Raw genomic sequence first — 16,228 nt, 5'->3', positions numbered from 1 at the left:
AGTCAGCTATCTCCGTCAGCGACCCGTTCCTCGTGCGGGCAGGCGAACATGGTCGCGACGAGTTTCTGTTCGGCAGCCCGCAGATGCTTGTGGAGCGTTGGCTCCGAGATGTCAAGGATTTCAGCCAGGTCCGCGGCCGTCGCCTCGCGGGGCCAGCTGTAGTACCCCGCTTCGTGGGCCGTCGAGAGAACCTCCTGCTGGCGGTCAGTCAGTGACTCGATGTGGGACGCGTAGTTCTGGAACCCGAACAGCGGGACGATAGACTCACGCTGTTTCTTCGCCGCGAGTTCGGCCTCCGGATGGGCCGTCAGGAACGAATCGATAACCGACCCCGTCTCGATTTGACCCGGGACATCAGCTACGACAGTCCCTTCACCATCGACACTCCGGACGGTCTGTGGTACCGCCCCGACATCCGCAAGCGAGACAACGGGACAGTTATTTCGCACGTCGATTTCGACGAGCCCACCGTCGCTAGTGCGTTCAAGCACCCGCGCCTCACCGCCATTGGCGTCTTCGATGCGCTCGACAAGCCGGCTGGGGCGAGCACCCTCGACTGAAAAAAACTCCGCGTACATGTCGTCCGTCTGCGGAAGGCATTTTTCAAGAATCACTGCACACGATTCGGTTTTAGACACCGACACAAAGGGATACGACCCATCAGAGAGGGCAAACTCCACACGGGTTACCGCCCGGCTGTCGCCAAGCTGTCGGGACATACACAGGTGTAGCCGGCATCGCGTGAAGAATGTTGGCATACATCGTGGTTCGGCGTTTACTATGCTAGCCACACTGAACTTTACATCTGCAGAATAAATTCGACATGAGGTCAGCGAACCGTGTCTGGAAGATCACCAACTGTTATAGAAGTCCACGGCACCGATCAGTCTATCATCACCGCAGTCGTTCGTGCCGTGGCAACCGCGGAGAGACAGCCGGTCGAAACGCTCCCGCCACTGGCTGACACTATCAATCCGGATGCACTGACGGCGTGCATCACCGATTCGAACACCAGCGGGCACGTGGCGTTCGACTACAGTGGCTACCGCGTGGTCGTCGATACCGATGGAACAGTCACTGTAGAGTAGTCCGCCATCCGACTGTGTGGCGACTGCGGCAGTCAGTACAGTTGCAGGACGGACGCGCGGGCCAAAATCGAATGTCAGTTACGGTGGCTCCAGCGAGACGAACTCCAGTCCTTTCTCGGCGAGCAGCTGACGCGCCCGGTCAGTCACCGACGGAGCCACGAGGATACCCCGGACTTCAGTGTCGGCGTGCAGGTCGCGTTCTAACGCATCGACGTACCGGCCCAGCTGGCCGACGGCGTCGGGACCCACACGCCGGCGCTTGAGTTCGAGTATTGTCGTCCGGCCGTCGGCGTCCTCGCCATAGATGTCGACCGCACCGGCGGGTGTCTCGCGTTCGGTCGCAAGCGGCGTAAAGCCCGACTCGACCAGCGCCGGTTCGTCGAGGATACGGTCTTTGAGGTCGGCTTCCGTCCCCGTGAGCGCGAGGTCTTTGGAGTCGGTTACGTCGAAGGCGGCAGCGTGGGCGACTGTCTCGAAGGTCACTTCGAGCAACTCCTCGGGGGACGACCGCGTGGAGCGGACGACCAGCGAACCGTCGTCGACGCTGATACTGTGCTCACAGCCCGGCGGCTGCCAGTTCACCGGCTGTTGGCCCTCGTCGGTGTGGACCAGCGCGGCCCCGTCGGGCTTGAGCATCACGTGGCGGTCGCCAGGTCCCAGCGAACTGGCCGCTCGTCCTTCGTATTCGACCGTACAGGTACCGACGAGCGTCACCAGCGCGCCGCGGTCGGCGTTGCGCGACGCGAGGTCTAGCGCGTCGGCGGGGTCGGGGTAGGTCAGCGTCTCGACGGCAGTCACGGATGGCGATTAGCGGTCCCCGTGTAAAAAGGACGCGTCGTCGGGGCAGTGCACGGACGAAGCGCGGTCTCGGAGCGACGCGAGTAGGGCACGCCGGACGGCTGCCGGGTCACAGCCGTCGCTGTCGAGGGCGCGACAGGCCTCGTCCTTGCGGTCGACCCACCACCGCCGGAACGTATCGGGGTCGGCAGTACGGGCGAGGACGATGTCGTCGAGGTCCGATAGCGTCGGATCGAGCCAGCAGACGGTGTAGGTCCGAACCGACCCGTCGAGCACGACCAACTGCTCGTAGGTAGCATCGATGGCAGCGAGGACGGCAGCGGGCGTCCAATCGTTCCCGAGCGGTCGAGACTGTGCAATGGGGTCGGCGTCGACCCCCCAGTGTGCACTTCGGCAGTCGTAACGGCCGTCGGGACGGGCGACAGCCACGAGTGTGCGATGGCCCATCAGGGACCACCGAGCGTGTGAACGGGCATGAGTTCCCGTGGCTGCGTGGTCGTATTTGAACGCTAGCCCACAGCGTACCCGTCTACTCGCCAAGTAGTCACAGGGGATGATTCCGAACTCGCCGAAATTGCCGTCCATTGGTAACTCGGCACAACCCTCAAGTAGTACGTTCACGTATCGTTACATATGATGGTGAGCGAGTGGCTCTACGGCGCAATCGCGCTTCTCGTGGGGCTCCACGTCCTGACTATGCTGTACGCGTACCGGCACCGGGGTGACCCAGCCGGTGCGACCGGTCAGGGCGATACTGAACCGCGCCGTGGCAGCGCCACCGACGACAGCACTGAATCCATCGACTGTCCCCACTGCGGGGCGAAGAACGAGCAGGACTACCAGTTCTGCCGGCAGTGCACCGCGGACCTGACGAGCGGGAGCCCGCAGCGTCAGCCGACGGACCGAAGCCAGCCGTACTGACACCGTCGCAAGGCTGGGGTCGAACCAGCCGGCTTGAGCGCTGTTGTCGGCCAAAGAATTTATTTCTCCGACGAGATATTTGAATATACTGTCACGAACGGGGTCAACTGTGGAAACTGTTATCGACGTACGTTCCTCGGGTCGACCGGAGAGATTCGACCGGGCGAACGCCGACGGGCTGTTCGGGCGCAAGCGCCGTCTTCAGCAGCCGCTGGGGCAGTACTTAGAGGGGACAGAGACACCGCAGTATCTCGCGTACAACGATCGGTCCGGCGTCGTCGCTGCCCAGGGGAACAACGAATCGCTCACGCCGACTGACGACTACCGCGCGTATCTGCTCGCAACCAACGTCCGTGTCATGTTCGTCGTCGGCGACGACGACGGTGACCGGACCGTCTCGCTCCCCTACGAAGACATCGTGGCCGTACGCTGTACGTCGGAACTCCGCACATCGACGCTCGAAATCGTCACCGTCGACGAAGACCACTGGGCGTTCGAGTGCAAGGGCGACCTGACGCCGGTTCGGGAGTTCGTCGACGAAGCCACACAGGTCTGGACACGCACGCTAACCGAGCTTGATCGGGCAGAGTCCCAGGTCGAGGCTGCTGTGACAGCACTGGATGCGACAGACTTCGATACAGCAGCCACGCATATCACGACCGCACAGGAAGCGCTCGACAACGGGCGAGAGCGAGTCGAAGCACTAGGGGAGGGGGCGGCAGCGAGTATCGAAGAACGTTGCCAGTCAACGCAGGCACAGATCGATACGTGCCAGCGGCGACGCCACGTCAGCGCGGGCGACGAGTACCGTGACACGGCCCGGCGCGCATGGGAGAACCGGGCGTACGAGCGAGCCGCGGATGCGTACGCACGGGCCAAGGCCGAGTACGAACGAGCGCTGGCCGTACCGGCATCGGAACCGCCCACAGAAGTCATTACGGACGCTCGGAACGCGGTCGAAGCGGAGTACACTGAACTCCTGTCGGCCCCGGTCGACGCGGCACAGGTGGCTGCGAGCGCGGCCAGAGCCGCAACAGAGCCGGCAACGCAGGCCACACACTGGGAAGACGCCCTCGACCGCTACCGGACGGCGTACGAACTGGACTGGGGTCGTGACCGCCGCTTCGACGGTGACCGGGCGTCGCTCCGACAGGCGCTCGCGGACATCGCCGTCAAACTGGTCGATGCACACCGTGAAGCGGGGCGACAGGCGCTACGGGAGGTCGACGACGAGTCAAAGCAAGACGGTTCCGGGCCCGCGTGTGATAGTGCAGCAGCCCACTTCGAGCGCGCACGCGAGGTTGCCACCGAACTCGTGCCCGGCAGACGCGAGCCGGCGGCGGACAAACTGGCCGCCGCGTCCGAACAGGGAGTCAGCGTTGAGACAGAGCCGAAAGGTCGGTAATTGTTTATCAGCGGGGCGTCGGGTATCGGTATGCGCTTTGGGATTATTTCAACGGCAAAAATAGCACGCGAGGACGTGATTCCGGGCATTCAGAAATCGGACCACACAGTCGCGGCAATCAGCTCCAGAACGCGGGACCGTGCCAGTGCGGTAGCCGACGACCTCGGTATCGACAGTGCCTTCGGCGACTACGAGACGATGTTCGCCGAGGCGGACATCGACGCGGTGTACAACCCGCTTCCGAACGCGCTCCACGCCGAATGGAGTCAGCGGGCCGCCGACCACGGGCTCGACGTCCTCTGTGAGAAGCCACTGGCCGTCGACACCGCCGAGGCAGTGGACCTCTTCGACTACTGTGCCGAACAGGGCGTCACGCTGATGGAAGCGTTCATGTATCAGTTCCACCCGCGGACCCAGCGGGCCAGGGAGATCGTCGAAAACGAACTGGGCGAGGTACACACCGTCGACGCGTCGTTCAAGTTCTCGCTCTCGGACCCCGAGGACATCCGGCTGGACCCGGAGCTGGCTGGTGGGAGCCTGATGGACGTGGGCTGTTACGCCGTCAGCGCGGCCCGGGGCTTCCTCGGCGAGCCGGACCGGGCGTTTGCGCATGCCCGGGACTCCCGGGACAGCGGCGTTGACACGAACCTCAGCGGTGTCCTCTCGTACGACGACGGACGGGCCGCCTCGATTTCCTGTGGGTTCGACGGGCCGAGACGGGAGCACTACCGGGTCGAAGCTGACGACGGCTGGCTCGAAGCGCCGAACTGCTTCGGCCCGGACCACGACCAGTCCGTCTCGCTGACGTACAGCGTCGACGGCCGCGAGGTCACAGAGACGTTCGAGCCGGTCGACCACTACCAGTTGCAGGTCGAGGCGTTCGCGGACGCCATCGAGAACGGCGAAACGCCGCCCATCAACCAAGCTGAGACACTGGGGAACATGCGCGCCATGGACGCGCTGGCCCGGAGTGCAGACACCGGCGAACCAGTTGAGGTCGCCAGTCCCGAGTGAGAGACGACCGGATGTGTGCCGTCCCGCGACGAGCGCGAAACGGTTTTGACTGCCGCGAGTGAGACACGTACTGTGACACCCCCAACAGCGACACTCCCGAGTGGCGACGAACTGCCGATGGTCGGCGTCGGGACGTGGGACATCGACGGCGATACCGTTCAGGAGTCCGTTCGGGCCGGACTCGACGCGGGCTACGCCCACGTCGACACCGCCGAGGGCTACAAGAACGAGGGCGAAATCGGCGAGGCCCTCGCCGACTACGACCGCGAGGACGTGTTCCTCACCTCCAAGGTACTGCCGAAACACCTCGACTACGAGTCGGTCATCGAGGCCTGTGAGGCGTCGCTCGACCGTCTCGGGACCGACTATCTCGACCTGTATCTCGTTCACTGGCCTAACCCCGCGACCTCCATCCGTGAGACGATGAACGCGATGGCGACGCTCCACGATCAAGGAAAGATCCGCAACGTCGGCGTCTCGAACTTCAGCGCGTACCAGCTCGGGGCCGCCCAGCACGTCGCCGATGTGCCCATCGCCGTCAACCAGATCGAGTACCACCCATGGAACACACAGGACCAGGTCGTCGAGTTCTGCCGCGACACCGACACTGTCGTCGAGGCGGCCGCGCCGCTGGGTCGGACCGAGGTGTTCGCCGACGACGTCATTCAGGACCTGGCAGCGAAATACGACAAGTCACCGGCCCAAATTATCCTGAAGTGGGCAGTCGAGAACGACGTGGTGGTGCTACCGAAGTCGTCCTCGCCCGAACACGTCCGGCAGAATTTTGACCTGTTCGACTGGGACCTCGACACCGCCGACCGCGAGCGTATCGACGCCATTGAGCGCGAGCAGGCGGTCTACGACACCGGCATCAACGACTGGGACAACGACACCTACGGCATCTCGCAGTAACCCCTGATGGTCGAACCGCCCGCACTGGACCGCTGGGACGCCGCCGCGGCGGCAAGCATCGCCGCTTTGCTTGTCGTGGCGTACGTTCTGGTTCCGGACCCGACGGTCCAGTACGGGACGTGGCTGGTCGTCTTTTGCATCTGGATGGTCTGGTTCGTCTCTTTCGGTGCCAAATGGTTATACGGCCCCTAGAGAGGTGCATTGAAGCTTTTACTCGATTCCGTGTCAGCGGAGATTTATTTACTCCCGCTCTCTATACACACTCGATGCCCCGTATCGAAGTCTCGGAAAACCTGTACCGGCAGATCGAGAGCGAAGCCAACAACGACGACTTCAACGACACGCTGTGGAAGATGGTGGGCTCCTATCGGCGGACGAACAACCCGGAAGCGGACCAGACGTAACACGTATCCCAGTCGTCGACGACCCGTAGCGAGACAGTTCTGAATGGCCAGTCCTTTCCGATAGCCGCCGTTCCAGCGATCGCATCGTCGCCGGCGTCCCCGTCACTGCGAGCGGCAATCACTGCCGTCGGTACGTACGTTTTTACGATTCGAACCGCTCCGTACTGGTAATGAGGCCACGAATCGCCCTGCTGAACGCGGCCCACGACGGCGACGACAATCGTCGGAACTTCCGGCGGGAACTCGACGCCGACCTCGTGGAATACGACGTGACCGAGCGCGAACTGCCCGACACATTCGCGTTCGACGGCTGTCTGGTCACGGGCAGTCGCGCGTCCGTCTACTGGGACGAACCCTGGATCCGGGACCTCGAATCCTGGGTCACGAACGCAGTCGACCGCGACATCGCGTTCCTGGGCGTCTGTTTCGGCCACCAGCTGCTCGCACACGCACTCGGCGGCACCGTCGAACCGATGGACGAGTATGAGATCGGCTATCGGACGGTCGAACACGACGGCGAGAACGAGTTGCTCGCCGGCGTCGACGAGTCCTTCACCGTCTTCACCACGCATTCGGACCGCGTCGCCGAGGTGCCGCCGGGCGCGAACACGTTCGCCGAGAACGACTACGGCGTCCACGGGTTCCGGAAAGAGAACGTCTTCTCGGTGCAGTTCCACCCCGAGTACGATCCCGAGACGGCGGAGACGGTGACGAAAGGCAAAGACGAGCAACTCACCGACGAGCGTATCGAAGCGGTGCTGGACGGCGTCACCGAAGAGAACTACCGCGCCGCCTGTGAGGCCAAGCAACTGTTCGACAACTTCACTGAGTTCGCTGCGCGTCACACGGATGACGGGACCGGTGCTGCCGCCGCTGCCGACGACTAGCTCATCGACGTAGCTGTCGACGGTCAGGTGAACCGGCCGGTCTCGGCGTCACATTCTGCACAGCGTGTCACGAGCGCGTCGCGGTCGTCCGTCATCTCGACGTAGTTGTGCGTGCGACCGCCACAGTCGTCACAGTGCCGGAGCATATCTGTGTCGCCCATTTCCTGTGGTGCGCCGAGCGCGAGCGCGACGACACGCTCGTCGCCCTCGTTGCGACCGCGTTGCCACTCACCGGGCGCAAAGCGGATGGCCTCACCGGCTCCGACGTGCACGTCGCCGTCCTCCGTCTCGAACGTCGCTGTACCCGACTGGACGAGAAACACCTCCTCCTGATTCGGGTGGCGGTGGTAGCCGAAGCCGAAGGACTCGCCCGGTGCCAGTTCGTAGTAGTTCAGCGCGATGTCGTCGGTGCCGAGCGGTCCAGCGAGCGCTCGCTTGACCGACGCCGGCCCCATCCGCGATTCGACGGCGTCAAGACTGACTTTCTCCATAGTTGCCATGTACGGCGGACAGTCCTTAACGGTTAGTCAGGCCGGGTCACAGCGGTGACACGGAGGACACCCACAGTAGGAGTAGAGAAACGGAGCGTCGGTCACTCACGTCGGTCTATATCGAGTTCCTCGTCGAGATCTTCAAGCCAGTCGGCGTCTTCCAGTTCCGCCATCTGTTCACGGAAGTGTGTCTTGCAGACACCGACCTTGACACCGTCGTTCTCGACGGCGATGTCAGCTTCACGGTCGCAGTAGTGACACTGCATACCTGAATTATATACCCGGACGACATTGAACCCTCGGGTTCCGTCTGCCGGTTGTCAGACGTTGAGCGCCGTTTCGACTCGGTCCCAGGCGGCGGCGTCCAGACCGGAGTCACCCAGCGTCTCGCCGTGAGCATCGCTGCCGCCCGTCGGGACGAGGTCGTACCGCTCGATAGCGTCGTCCACGAGGCTGTCGTCGACCGCCCGGCCGTACGGGTACCACCGTTCGACGGCATCGAGCGACGCACACTTGGACAGCGCGGCCCCCGTATCGGGATATCTGAATGGGTGCGCGAGGCCGACCAGCCCGCACGCGTCTGAGAGGACAGCACAGCCACGCTCGAAGGACGGGACCTCCCGTGGGACGTAACAGGGGCAGTCGTCGCCGATGAGTTCGTCAAACGCGGACTGAAAGGTGTAGTCCGACACCTCGGCGATCCCGCGGGCGATGTGGGGCCGACCGAGGCCGTCGCGCGGCTCGACGGGTAGCGAGACGCCTAGGCGGTCCTCGACGCACTCGATGATGCGCGCCCCGCGCTCGCGACGGTTCCGCTGGATGCGTGCACACTCGGCCCGGAGTTCCTCGGTCGGGTCGACGCCGTAGCCCAGCAGATCCAGTCGCTGGGTCCCGGTCTCAACGCGGAGTTCGATACCGTGGAGAAGCGTCACACCGTCGCGCTCGGTGACAGGGCCATCGATTTCAGGCTGGAGATGGTCGTGGTCCGTGACGGCGACGACCTCGACGCCCGCTTGTCTCGCGGCGGCCGGGACCGCATCGAGCGTGAGCGTCCCGTCGGAGCGGGTCGTGTGTACATGCAAGTCAGCGACGACCATACCACTTCCACATCTCCCAGCAGAAAGCCGCTTCTGGTCAGGTCATGAGTCGTGGACACACGGAACGTGGGTTCCTTATACGCATTAAGGGATATTATGATTATCTATAGTGAAGGTTTATTAGGAACCATGAACTTTCGATAGACATGCGAATGCTAAGCAACGCAACGGACGCCTTCCAATCGTACGACTACCCGGTTTCCGCCGAAGAAATCATCGAGGGCGACGGGGACATGGAACTCGAACTGCCAAACGGCACCGAGCGGCTGGGCGATGCACTCAGTCGGTCGGCCCCGGAAACGTTCGAAAGCGCGGAAGACGCCGAGTTCGCAGCGTTCTCAGGTGTGTCGAGCAAGGCCATCGGCCGGAAGGGCTACTCCGACCGCGACCCGATCTGCATGGGCGAAGACGGGCCGGACCAAGTTTCCTTCTAACGGCCCAATACGGCCTGCAGTCACCCCAGCTCTGGACGGGTTTCCCGTCTCCATCGTTTTTTACACAGGCGAGCAACAGCGCTATCGCTGTCGGTGAGTGCACACTTAGAGTGACTACCTGTCGAGGAAGTCCGGCCTGTCGACAGCGTCGGTGCTGTCGACTGACTGCCTGTCCAACAGCTCCGAGGAATCGAGCGCCGAGGGCAGGCCGTCACGGCCCCCAGTCGGCACGTCGTCTTCGTCGATGTACGTCTTCTCGCCGTTGATCAGGTCTGCCCAGAGGGCGTCCTGGTCAGCGCTGGTTGTCTCCGCCGCTTCCTTCGCTTCGTTGCGCCCTTCGTCGTACGCGAGTTCGACCATGCTCTTGTGGTACGCCGAGTTCATCTCGGCGTAGATGGCTTCGAGTTCCTCGCGGTTGAACTCCCCGAGGCGCTTGGCGACACCGATGGCGTAGGCCCGGTCGGTGGCCTCGTCCTTGTCGAGAGTGTCCCAGTCGGTGCCGAACTCACGCTCGTAGCGGCTCATGTCTCCACTTTCCGGTCAGTATGGACCTGCAGTCCGGCGTCAGAGAAAGAGATCTCACGGATGTCACAGTCAATGGCGGTGCCCCGCATCTTGATAACCTGAACGCCGCGGGTCATGCTGCCGTTTTCGAGGAAGTTGTGGAAGAAGACGACGCCGTGGGCAAGGTAGTGTTCGTCGCTGTAGGAGGACGGGTCGGTCATCTCAGAGATGAGCAGCGTCGTCGCGTCCGTCTGTTTCAGCGCGGAGAGAAAGCCCGTGATTTCGTCTTCGACGTCGTTCATGAAGTGCTGCAACAGCATCGTCGAGTCGATGACGACCCGCTGGATGTCGTTCTGTCTGATGTAGGCGACGAGCCGGTTCGTCAGGCCGCCCTCGCTGCCGAACTGCGTGATAGTTCGCTTCCCGCTCTCGGTGACAAGGTTGAGGAACTGGATGGCATCAGACTGCATAGCCCGGTCGAACCCGAACTCGTAGCCGGCCATGTCCTGCATCAACTCCGTCTTGGTCTCGTGCATCGTCACGTACAGGCACGTCTCGCCCTCTTTGACGCCCTGTGTAATGAACTGTGAGCAGAACGTAGTCTTCCCGCTACCCGGCGGGCCGCTGACCACATAAAGGCGATTCGGGAGTAACCCCCCCTCGATGAGTTCGTCGAAGCCGGGGACCCCACTAGAGAGACGCATATCAGCTACCTGAGTCCGTCTGGACATATGCTTTCACATTCTATTTTCACCGGTGATAACTTATTCGGCTGCGTCAGTGTTCGATAGCGCTGGGGTGGCTATCGGCCAATTCAAGCAGTCGCTCCGTACCGGCCTCGTCGAACCGCATCGGCCGTCGCCACCACGGCCCCTTCCCCGAGTCGGACGACAGGTCGGTTACCAGTTCGTTCGCATCGGTGCCGCCGCTCGGTGTCGACAGCGGGACGACTGTGTCGTACAGTCGTGACTCCTCAGCGTTGCCGCGAATGAGAACGCGAGCGTCGAAGGGGTCGCGTTTCACGTGGGCGTTCGAGGCGAACTGGGCCTGCTCCTTGGACGGGAGTTCCCGGTACTCGTCACCGGTCACCGCGTCGCGGGCGAGTCGGAAGTGGCCGATGACGTGCGCCCCCCACTCCGGCGAGGCCCAGGCCGGGCACTCGCCAGCCACCGATAGCGTCGCGTAGAAAAACAGGTAGTCACCGGCCGACAGATCCGACAGCGGGCCCGCTTTCACGCCGTGTTCGTCGCCATACGTGTAGCGTTCGCCGCCGGCCTCCGGGAACTCCGGGTCGAAGTGGACCGGCTGGTCGGCCACCGCGGAAACGTCGGTCCCCAAGTCGAGGTCACCGTAGGTCGGTACGGGCTCGCTGGTTGGTTTCGATTCGGGGATCGGGATGTACTCGAACGAGCCGTCGGGAAACAGCGGGCCGCGGAAGCCGGGCTCGTTCGTGTTTGCTCCGATGTTGATGGCGACACTTCGCATATGTGACCGTCGGCGGGTGCAACAAAAGGGGTGACGACGCGCGCCGACGACTACTCGCGGTCCGGCGGCGAGAGGTCGCGCTGGAACTCGTCGAACTGATCGAGGTCGTCAGGGAGGTCGTACGACAGCTGCCGCTCGGCGCGGCGGTCGACGTTCGCCCCCTCAATCGGCTCTGCGACGGACTCCCAGCCGTCCTTGACGGTCAGAGACTTCGCCGGCGTGCCGGCGGCGATGTGGTGGGCGGGGATGTCCTTGCCGGCGATGGACTTCGCCGCGAGAATGGCGTTTTCCCCGACCTTCACGCCCGCTCGAACCATCGAATCGTAGGTTAGGCGAACGTCGTCTTCGATGATAGTGTGGTAGAGATCTACGTGAGTCTGGTCGACGGCGTCGTGGTCGTGACTGTAGACGTGAGTGTCGTCGGAGATGGAGACGCGGTCGCCGATCGTCAACTTCCCGCGGTCGTCGAGGTGGACATCGTCGTGAACGACGACGTTGTCACCGATCTCGATGTTGTGGCCGTACGTAAACGAGATGCCCTTGAAGAAGCGACAGCCCTCGCCACAGGACTCGAAGAGGTGGTCGGCGAGCATCCGTCGGAACCGGAGCGCGAACTCGACGTTGTCCGCCATCGGCGTCGCGTCGAACTGCCGCCAGAGCCACTGGAGATGCTTCGAGCGTTTGAACCGCTCCTCGTCTTTCTCGGCGTAGTACTCGCTTTCGAGGGTCGTGTTACAGGGGTCATAGCCCTGAAGCCGGACCCGCTCGGCCGGGGAGATATCCGCGCCGTCCTGCCAGCGCTCGTAGGCGTCCCGGTCGCCGTGGAGATCGACCAGCACGTCAGTGACAACATCGCAGGTGTCCTCGTCGCCGGAGAGGCGTTCGTCGACCTCGTCGATGAACGCCCTGAGCCCCTCCTCGGCGAGCGGTGGCAGCGACACGTGACGCTTCGTCATGTCGAGTACGTGGCTTCGCGGGCAGATAGGGGTTTCCGTTACCCGAGCCCTACCCAGTAACACCTGTGTCATGACACCAAACAGCACATACTTCGGCGAGCAAGTCACAGTTAAGACGCCGCCGTTCCAGACGACGACATGGTCAGGTCGGACTTCATCATGGAGATACGGCGCTACATTGTCAATCCCGGGGAGCGCCGGCTGCGGGCGCCGTGGCGGGTCACGCTCTGGGTATTTCTTGCCGGGTTCGGCCTCGTCCTCCTCTCGGGGGTGATCGCAGTGGCATCGTCGGTAGTGCGCATGACGCCGACGGTCGCTGTCGTGCGCCAGATCGCGATTTTTGCTTCCGGAACCGTCGTCGCCGTCGGGATCGGCTATCTGCTCGATCGGCGGACGCTCCCGGATTACGGACTGGGATTCGACCGCCAGTGGTGGCGCGATGCGGCCTTCGGTCTCGTGCTCGGGGTGGGGCTTCCCACGCTCGTCCTGCTTGTCGAGGTGGCAATCGGGTTCGTCAAGGTCAGCGTCGCCCTCGTAACCATCGATAGCGGGCCGCTCCCGCTGACCGCGTTCGGACCGCCGGTCGCCGTCCTCCTTCTGGGAGCGTTCTTCCTCGTCCAGGCAACTACCGAGGAGGTACTCGTCCGTGGGTATCTCCTGACGAACACGGCTGAGGGGCTCGCCGGGTGGGTCGGCAAGCGGGGCGCGGTCATCACTGCAACGGGACTGACAGGCGCACTGTTCGGTGTCCTCCACTGGACGAATCCCAGCGCATCCCTGCTCAGTGTGGCCAACATCACCCTTTATGGGCTCCTGCTCGGTGCGTGTTACGTCCTGACCGGGCGACTCGGGGTCGCCAGCGGTTTCCACGTCGCCTGGAACTACACGCTGGCACTGCTTGGCTTCCCCGTCAGCGGCCTCCGGATGGGTGTCGCCTTGCTCTCTACTGATGCGACTGGTCCCACGGTGGTGACCGGCGGCGAGTTCGGCCCTGAAGGAGGGCTCGTCGCCCTTCCGCTGCTCGCCGTCGGCGGAGCCGCGCTGTACTGGTGGGTCCGCCGCGAGTACGGCGCAGTGGCACTGCTGGAGGACATCGCCATCCCCGACCTCCGCGTCCGGACGCGGTCCGACACCACAAACCAAGACGGCTAAGTGGACAGCGCCGCTAAATCGGGTATGGAATACGCGACACTCGGAAACTCCGGCGTCGAGGTCTCGGAAGTCGGATTCGGTGCCTGGGTCGTCGGCACGGACTGGTGGGGCGACCGTACTCACGACGATGCTATCGACATGGTCCAGCACGCGCTCGACCAGGACGTGACGTTCTTCGACACCGGCGACGTGTATGGCCACGGCGACAGCGAGGAGATCATCGGCGAGGCGCTAGCGGAACACCGCGACGAAGTTACCGTCTCGACGAAAATCGGCTACGACTTCTACAACAACCCACAGGCCGGCCACGGCGAACTCCCGAAGAAGGTCACGCCCGAGTGGGTCCACACCGCCTTCGACCGCTCACTCGACCGTCTCGGCATGGACCACGTCGAACTCCTGATGCTCCACAACGCCAACGTCGACGAGGTCGATGAGGACGTGTTGGAAGCGCTTGATGAACTCCGCGAAGAGGGGAAAGTCGACGCCATCGGCTGGGCGCTCGGCCCGTCGATCGGCTGGCTCGCTGAGGGCGACGCCGCGGTCGCAAACGAGTTCGACGCACTCCAGACCGTCTTCAACCTCTTCGAACAGACTCCCGGCCAGCACTTCATCGACACCATCCGCGAGCAAAACGCCGACACGTCGGTGCTCGCTCGCGTCCCACATTCCTCGGGCCTGCTGAACGAGCAGGTGACGCCGGAGACGGAACTCGGTAAAGGCGACCACCGCTCGCACCGACCGACCGAGTGGTACGAGACCGGCTGGGAGAAGGTCGAAGAAATCCGGTTCTTAGAGCGTGACGGAGCACGAACGATGGGCCAGGCCGCCATCCAGTGGCTCCTCTACAACGACGAGGTGGCGTCGGTCACTCCGACGTTCCGGACGAACGCCGATATCGACGAGTGGGCCGGCGCACCCGACACGCCGCCGCTCAGCGACGAGGAGTACGACCGCGTGCAGGAACTGTACCGGGACAACTTCGGTATCGACCGCGACGACGGAATGGACGCCCTGCGCTCGTCGGTCGGCGGTGCGGACCTCGAAGACACCGGGATGAAATCTGCTGGGGACTGACAGCGAGGCGTTGGAGCGCCGACGCACAGACCAAGCAGGCGACTGATTCTACCGCCGCTCACTTGATTTTCGCACCGTCCAAACAACGACGGTTTGGCACTGAAATCTCCAGTCGACAGTTTACCCCCGAAGGACATCGACAACCAGACAGCCGTCTGTCGGTTCTCGGCTGCCACCCCCTTGTTTCAACAGGAGATGTCCCGCCGTCTTGCGATTGGGGTGGCGGAGTTTCACATTCACCACGGTGCGTCTGACGGGCGCAAGACGCCAGACGGGAGTCGGTTCGAGATGAAACGAAGGGGTTCGAGGCGCGGGAGCAGCCCACATACCAGTCCGGATGACAGCCGTAGCAAGTGTCAGAGACTGCCCGAAAAATAGTCTGCAGTCGTGGGTCGACGATAAGCGCTACTGCTAACGTCCGGGCTACTCGTTCAGCAGGCCGTCCTCTTCGACACGCATGACACCCTCGCCGTCCGGAAGGTTTGGCGCGTCAACGAGCTTGACGATGCGCTTGTTCCCCTTAGACTTGCGGAGGTACATCCGGAACGTGGAGGTGTGACCGAGGATGTTGCCACCGATGGGCTGGGTCGGGTCGCCGAAGAAGGAGTCCGGGTTCGATGCGACCTGGTTCGTAACGACGACGGCGGTGTTGTTGAGGTCGCCGACCCGCATCAGGTCATGAAGGTGCTTGTTGAGCTTCTGCTGGCGGTCGGCGAGTTCGCCACGGCCGACGTACTCGGCGCGGAAGTGAGCGGTCAGCGAGTCGACGGCGAGCAGGCGAACGGGGAACTCCTCTTCCTGACTCTCGCTGGCGATCTCCTGTGCCTTCTCGGCTAGCAGGATCTGGTGATTGGAGTTGAACGCCTTCGCGACGTGGATCTTCTCCAGCACGGAGGCGACGAGGTCATCGAGCAGGTCCTCGTCGGTGGGGTCCGCGTCGGCCTCTTCCTCGACGATGCCGTGGAGGACCATCGTATCCGACAGTACCTCGTCGTCGAGGCCCTTGACCATCTGTTCGATACGCTCGGGTCGGAACGTATCCTCCGAGTCGACGAAGATAGCGCTGCCTTCCAGCCCGCCGTGTTCGGCCGGAAGCTGGACGTTGACCGCGAGCTGGTGCGTTACCTGGGACTTCCCGGCTCCGAACTCGCCGTACACCTCGGTGATGGACTGGGTTTCGACGCCGCCGCCGAGCAGGTCGTCGACCTCGTCGACGCCCCAGGAGAGCTTCCCGATCTGCTCACGGCGTTCGAGCACCGTCGATCCGGTTTCGAACCCACCGATATCGGCCGCTTCGCGGGCGGCCTGAATAATGTCGGCTGCCGACGACTCGCCGATGTCGGCCGTGTTCGACAGTTCACCGGGCGAGGCGACCGCAATCCCTTGGTAGGAGTCGTAGCCGTTGTCTTCGAGTTTCTCTGCTGTCGCCGGACCGACACCCGGCAGCTCTTCGAGGTCCTCACTTGCGGACATGGACGTGCCTTGTGCGTCCGGGGGTATAAAGCCTCGTTAACACCAGAGTGAAAGTGAAAGTGTGGGACGGAAGCGGGACGGTTCGGAACGGAATCGGGAGTTTTAGATGGGGAGGCGAGTCCCAGTGCGG

General features: G+C 63.2%; 22 protein-coding genes. 11 read left to right on the top strand and 11 right to left on the bottom strand.

What is annotated here, in order from left to right:
* Positions 1-2: 2 nt before the first annotated feature.
* On the bottom strand, positions 3-719 hold the full coding sequence (locus IEY38_RS05710; RefSeq protein WP_188976034.1) for a helix-turn-helix domain-containing protein: 717 nt from the start codon (positions 717-719) through the stop codon (positions 3-5).
* Positions 720-839: 120 nt separating this feature from the next.
* Here IEY38_RS05710 and IEY38_RS05705 point away from each other — a divergent pair, with 120 nt between their 5' ends.
* Positions 840-1,088, top strand: coding sequence for a HalOD1 output domain-containing protein (locus tag IEY38_RS05705; protein ID WP_049944030.1), 249 nt, complete (start codon positions 840-842; stop codon positions 1,086-1,088).
* A 78-nt stretch (positions 1,089-1,166) separates the two neighbouring features.
* Here the strand turns inward: IEY38_RS05705 and nucS are convergent, their stop codons facing one another.
* On the bottom strand, positions 1,167-1,886 hold the full coding sequence (nucS, locus tag IEY38_RS05700; RefSeq protein ID WP_188976032.1) for an endonuclease NucS: 720 nt from the start codon (positions 1,884-1,886) through the stop codon (positions 1,167-1,169).
* 9 nt (positions 1,887-1,895) lie between these two features.
* Positions 1,896-2,333, bottom strand: coding sequence for a DUF6735 family protein (locus tag IEY38_RS05695; protein ID WP_188976029.1), 438 nt, complete (start codon positions 2,331-2,333; stop codon positions 1,896-1,898).
* A gap of 186 nt (positions 2,334-2,519) precedes the next feature.
* On the opposite strand from IEY38_RS05695, the gene IEY38_RS05690 reads away from it, so the two are divergent.
* From IEY38_RS05690 to IEY38_RS05660, 7 genes are all read left to right on the top strand, one after another.
* A complete protein-coding gene (locus IEY38_RS05690; RefSeq protein WP_188976027.1) occupies positions 2,520-2,807 on the top strand; it encodes a DUF7577 domain-containing protein in 288 nt (95 codons plus the stop codon).
* 109 nt (positions 2,808-2,916) lie between these two features.
* The gene (locus IEY38_RS05685; protein WP_188976026.1) at positions 2,917-4,212 is read left to right on the top strand and encodes a hypothetical protein; all 1,296 of its coding nucleotides are present in this window, start codon (positions 2,917-2,919) and stop codon (positions 4,210-4,212) included.
* A gap of 30 nt (positions 4,213-4,242) precedes the next feature.
* Entirely contained in the window at positions 4,243-5,226 is a 984-nt protein-coding gene (locus IEY38_RS05680) for a Gfo/Idh/MocA family protein (protein ID WP_188976024.1), read from the top strand.
* A 117-nt stretch (positions 5,227-5,343) separates the two neighbouring features.
* A complete protein-coding gene (locus tag IEY38_RS05675) occupies positions 5,344-6,138 on the top strand; it encodes an aldo/keto reductase (RefSeq protein ID WP_188976151.1) in 795 nt (264 codons plus the stop codon).
* 6 nt (positions 6,139-6,144) lie between these two features.
* Complete coding sequence (locus tag IEY38_RS05670; protein ID WP_188976022.1) at positions 6,145-6,330, top strand: hypothetical protein; 186 nt, start codon at positions 6,145-6,147, stop codon at positions 6,328-6,330.
* A gap of 74 nt (positions 6,331-6,404) precedes the next feature.
* A complete protein-coding gene (locus tag IEY38_RS05665; protein WP_004516449.1) occupies positions 6,405-6,542 on the top strand; it encodes a hypothetical protein in 138 nt (45 codons plus the stop codon).
* Positions 6,543-6,712: 170 nt separating this feature from the next.
* Positions 6,713-7,429 (top strand): type 1 glutamine amidotransferase, encoded by a 717-nt coding sequence (locus IEY38_RS05660; RefSeq protein WP_188976020.1) that lies wholly within the window; start codon positions 6,713-6,715, stop codon positions 7,427-7,429.
* 23 nt (positions 7,430-7,452) lie between these two features.
* Here IEY38_RS05660 and IEY38_RS05655 read toward each other — a convergent pair whose 3' ends face one another.
* The 3 genes from IEY38_RS05655 to IEY38_RS05645 form a co-directional block, all read right to left on the bottom strand.
* Positions 7,453-7,920: a cupin domain-containing protein gene (locus IEY38_RS05655; RefSeq protein WP_170096432.1), complete on the bottom strand. Its 468-nt coding sequence runs from the start codon at positions 7,918-7,920 to the stop codon at positions 7,453-7,455.
* Between the two features lie 101 nt (positions 7,921-8,021).
* Positions 8,022-8,186, bottom strand: coding sequence for a DUF6757 family protein (locus tag IEY38_RS05650; protein WP_004516452.1), 165 nt, complete (start codon positions 8,184-8,186; stop codon positions 8,022-8,024).
* A gap of 54 nt (positions 8,187-8,240) precedes the next feature.
* Entirely contained in the window at positions 8,241-9,017 is a 777-nt protein-coding gene (locus tag IEY38_RS05645; protein WP_188976018.1) for a PHP domain-containing protein, read from the bottom strand.
* Between the two features lie 146 nt (positions 9,018-9,163).
* Here IEY38_RS05645 and IEY38_RS05640 point away from each other — a divergent pair, with 146 nt between their 5' ends.
* A complete protein-coding gene (locus tag IEY38_RS05640; protein WP_004516454.1) occupies positions 9,164-9,451 on the top strand; it encodes a DUF5789 family protein in 288 nt (95 codons plus the stop codon).
* Positions 9,452-9,565: 114 nt separating this feature from the next.
* Here the strand turns inward: IEY38_RS05640 and IEY38_RS05635 are convergent, their stop codons facing one another.
* The 4 genes from IEY38_RS05635 to IEY38_RS05620 all read right to left on the bottom strand — a co-directional run bounded on the left by IEY38_RS05635 (position 9,566) and on the right by IEY38_RS05620 (position 12,396).
* Positions 9,566-9,976, bottom strand: a complete 411-nt coding sequence (locus tag IEY38_RS05635; RefSeq protein WP_188976017.1) for a hypothetical protein — start codon at positions 9,974-9,976, stop codon at positions 9,566-9,568.
* Positions 9,973-10,659, bottom strand: a complete 687-nt coding sequence (locus IEY38_RS05630; protein ID WP_170096435.1) for an RAD55 family ATPase — start codon at positions 10,657-10,659, stop codon at positions 9,973-9,975. The genes IEY38_RS05635 and IEY38_RS05630 overlap by 4 nt, the downstream gene beginning before the upstream one ends.
* Positions 10,660-10,732: 73 nt before the next feature.
* A complete protein-coding gene (locus IEY38_RS05625) occupies positions 10,733-11,440 on the bottom strand; it encodes an Nmad3 family putative nucleotide modification protein (RefSeq protein WP_188976015.1) in 708 nt (235 codons plus the stop codon).
* Positions 11,441-11,490: 50 nt separating this feature from the next.
* A complete protein-coding gene (locus IEY38_RS05620) occupies positions 11,491-12,396 on the bottom strand; it encodes an acyltransferase (RefSeq protein WP_188976013.1) in 906 nt (301 codons plus the stop codon).
* A 138-nt stretch (positions 12,397-12,534) separates the two neighbouring features.
* Here IEY38_RS05620 and IEY38_RS05615 point away from each other — a divergent pair, with 138 nt between their 5' ends.
* Together IEY38_RS05615 and IEY38_RS05610 are read left to right on the top strand one after the other, a co-directional pair.
* Positions 12,535-13,548: a CPBP family intramembrane glutamic endopeptidase gene (locus IEY38_RS05615; RefSeq protein ID WP_188976011.1), complete on the top strand. Its 1,014-nt coding sequence runs from the start codon at positions 12,535-12,537 to the stop codon at positions 13,546-13,548.
* A gap of 24 nt (positions 13,549-13,572) precedes the next feature.
* The gene (locus IEY38_RS05610) at positions 13,573-14,625 is read left to right on the top strand and encodes an aldo/keto reductase (RefSeq protein ID WP_188976009.1); all 1,053 of its coding nucleotides are present in this window, start codon (positions 13,573-13,575) and stop codon (positions 14,623-14,625) included.
* 423 nt (positions 14,626-15,048) lie between these two features.
* Here the strand turns inward: IEY38_RS05610 and radA are convergent, their stop codons facing one another.
* Positions 15,049-16,098: a DNA repair and recombination protein RadA gene (gene radA, locus IEY38_RS05605; RefSeq protein WP_170096441.1), complete on the bottom strand. Its 1,050-nt coding sequence runs from the start codon at positions 16,096-16,098 to the stop codon at positions 15,049-15,051.
* Positions 16,099-16,228 lie beyond the last annotated feature (130 nt).

Source organism: Haloarcula sebkhae, assembly GCF_014647415.1.
Lineage (GTDB): Archaea > Halobacteriota > Halobacteria > Halobacteriales > Haloarculaceae > Haloarcula > Haloarcula sebkhae.
Note: the sequence above shows the minus strand (reverse complement) of the source record. Positions and strands in the feature narration are given on the sequence as shown.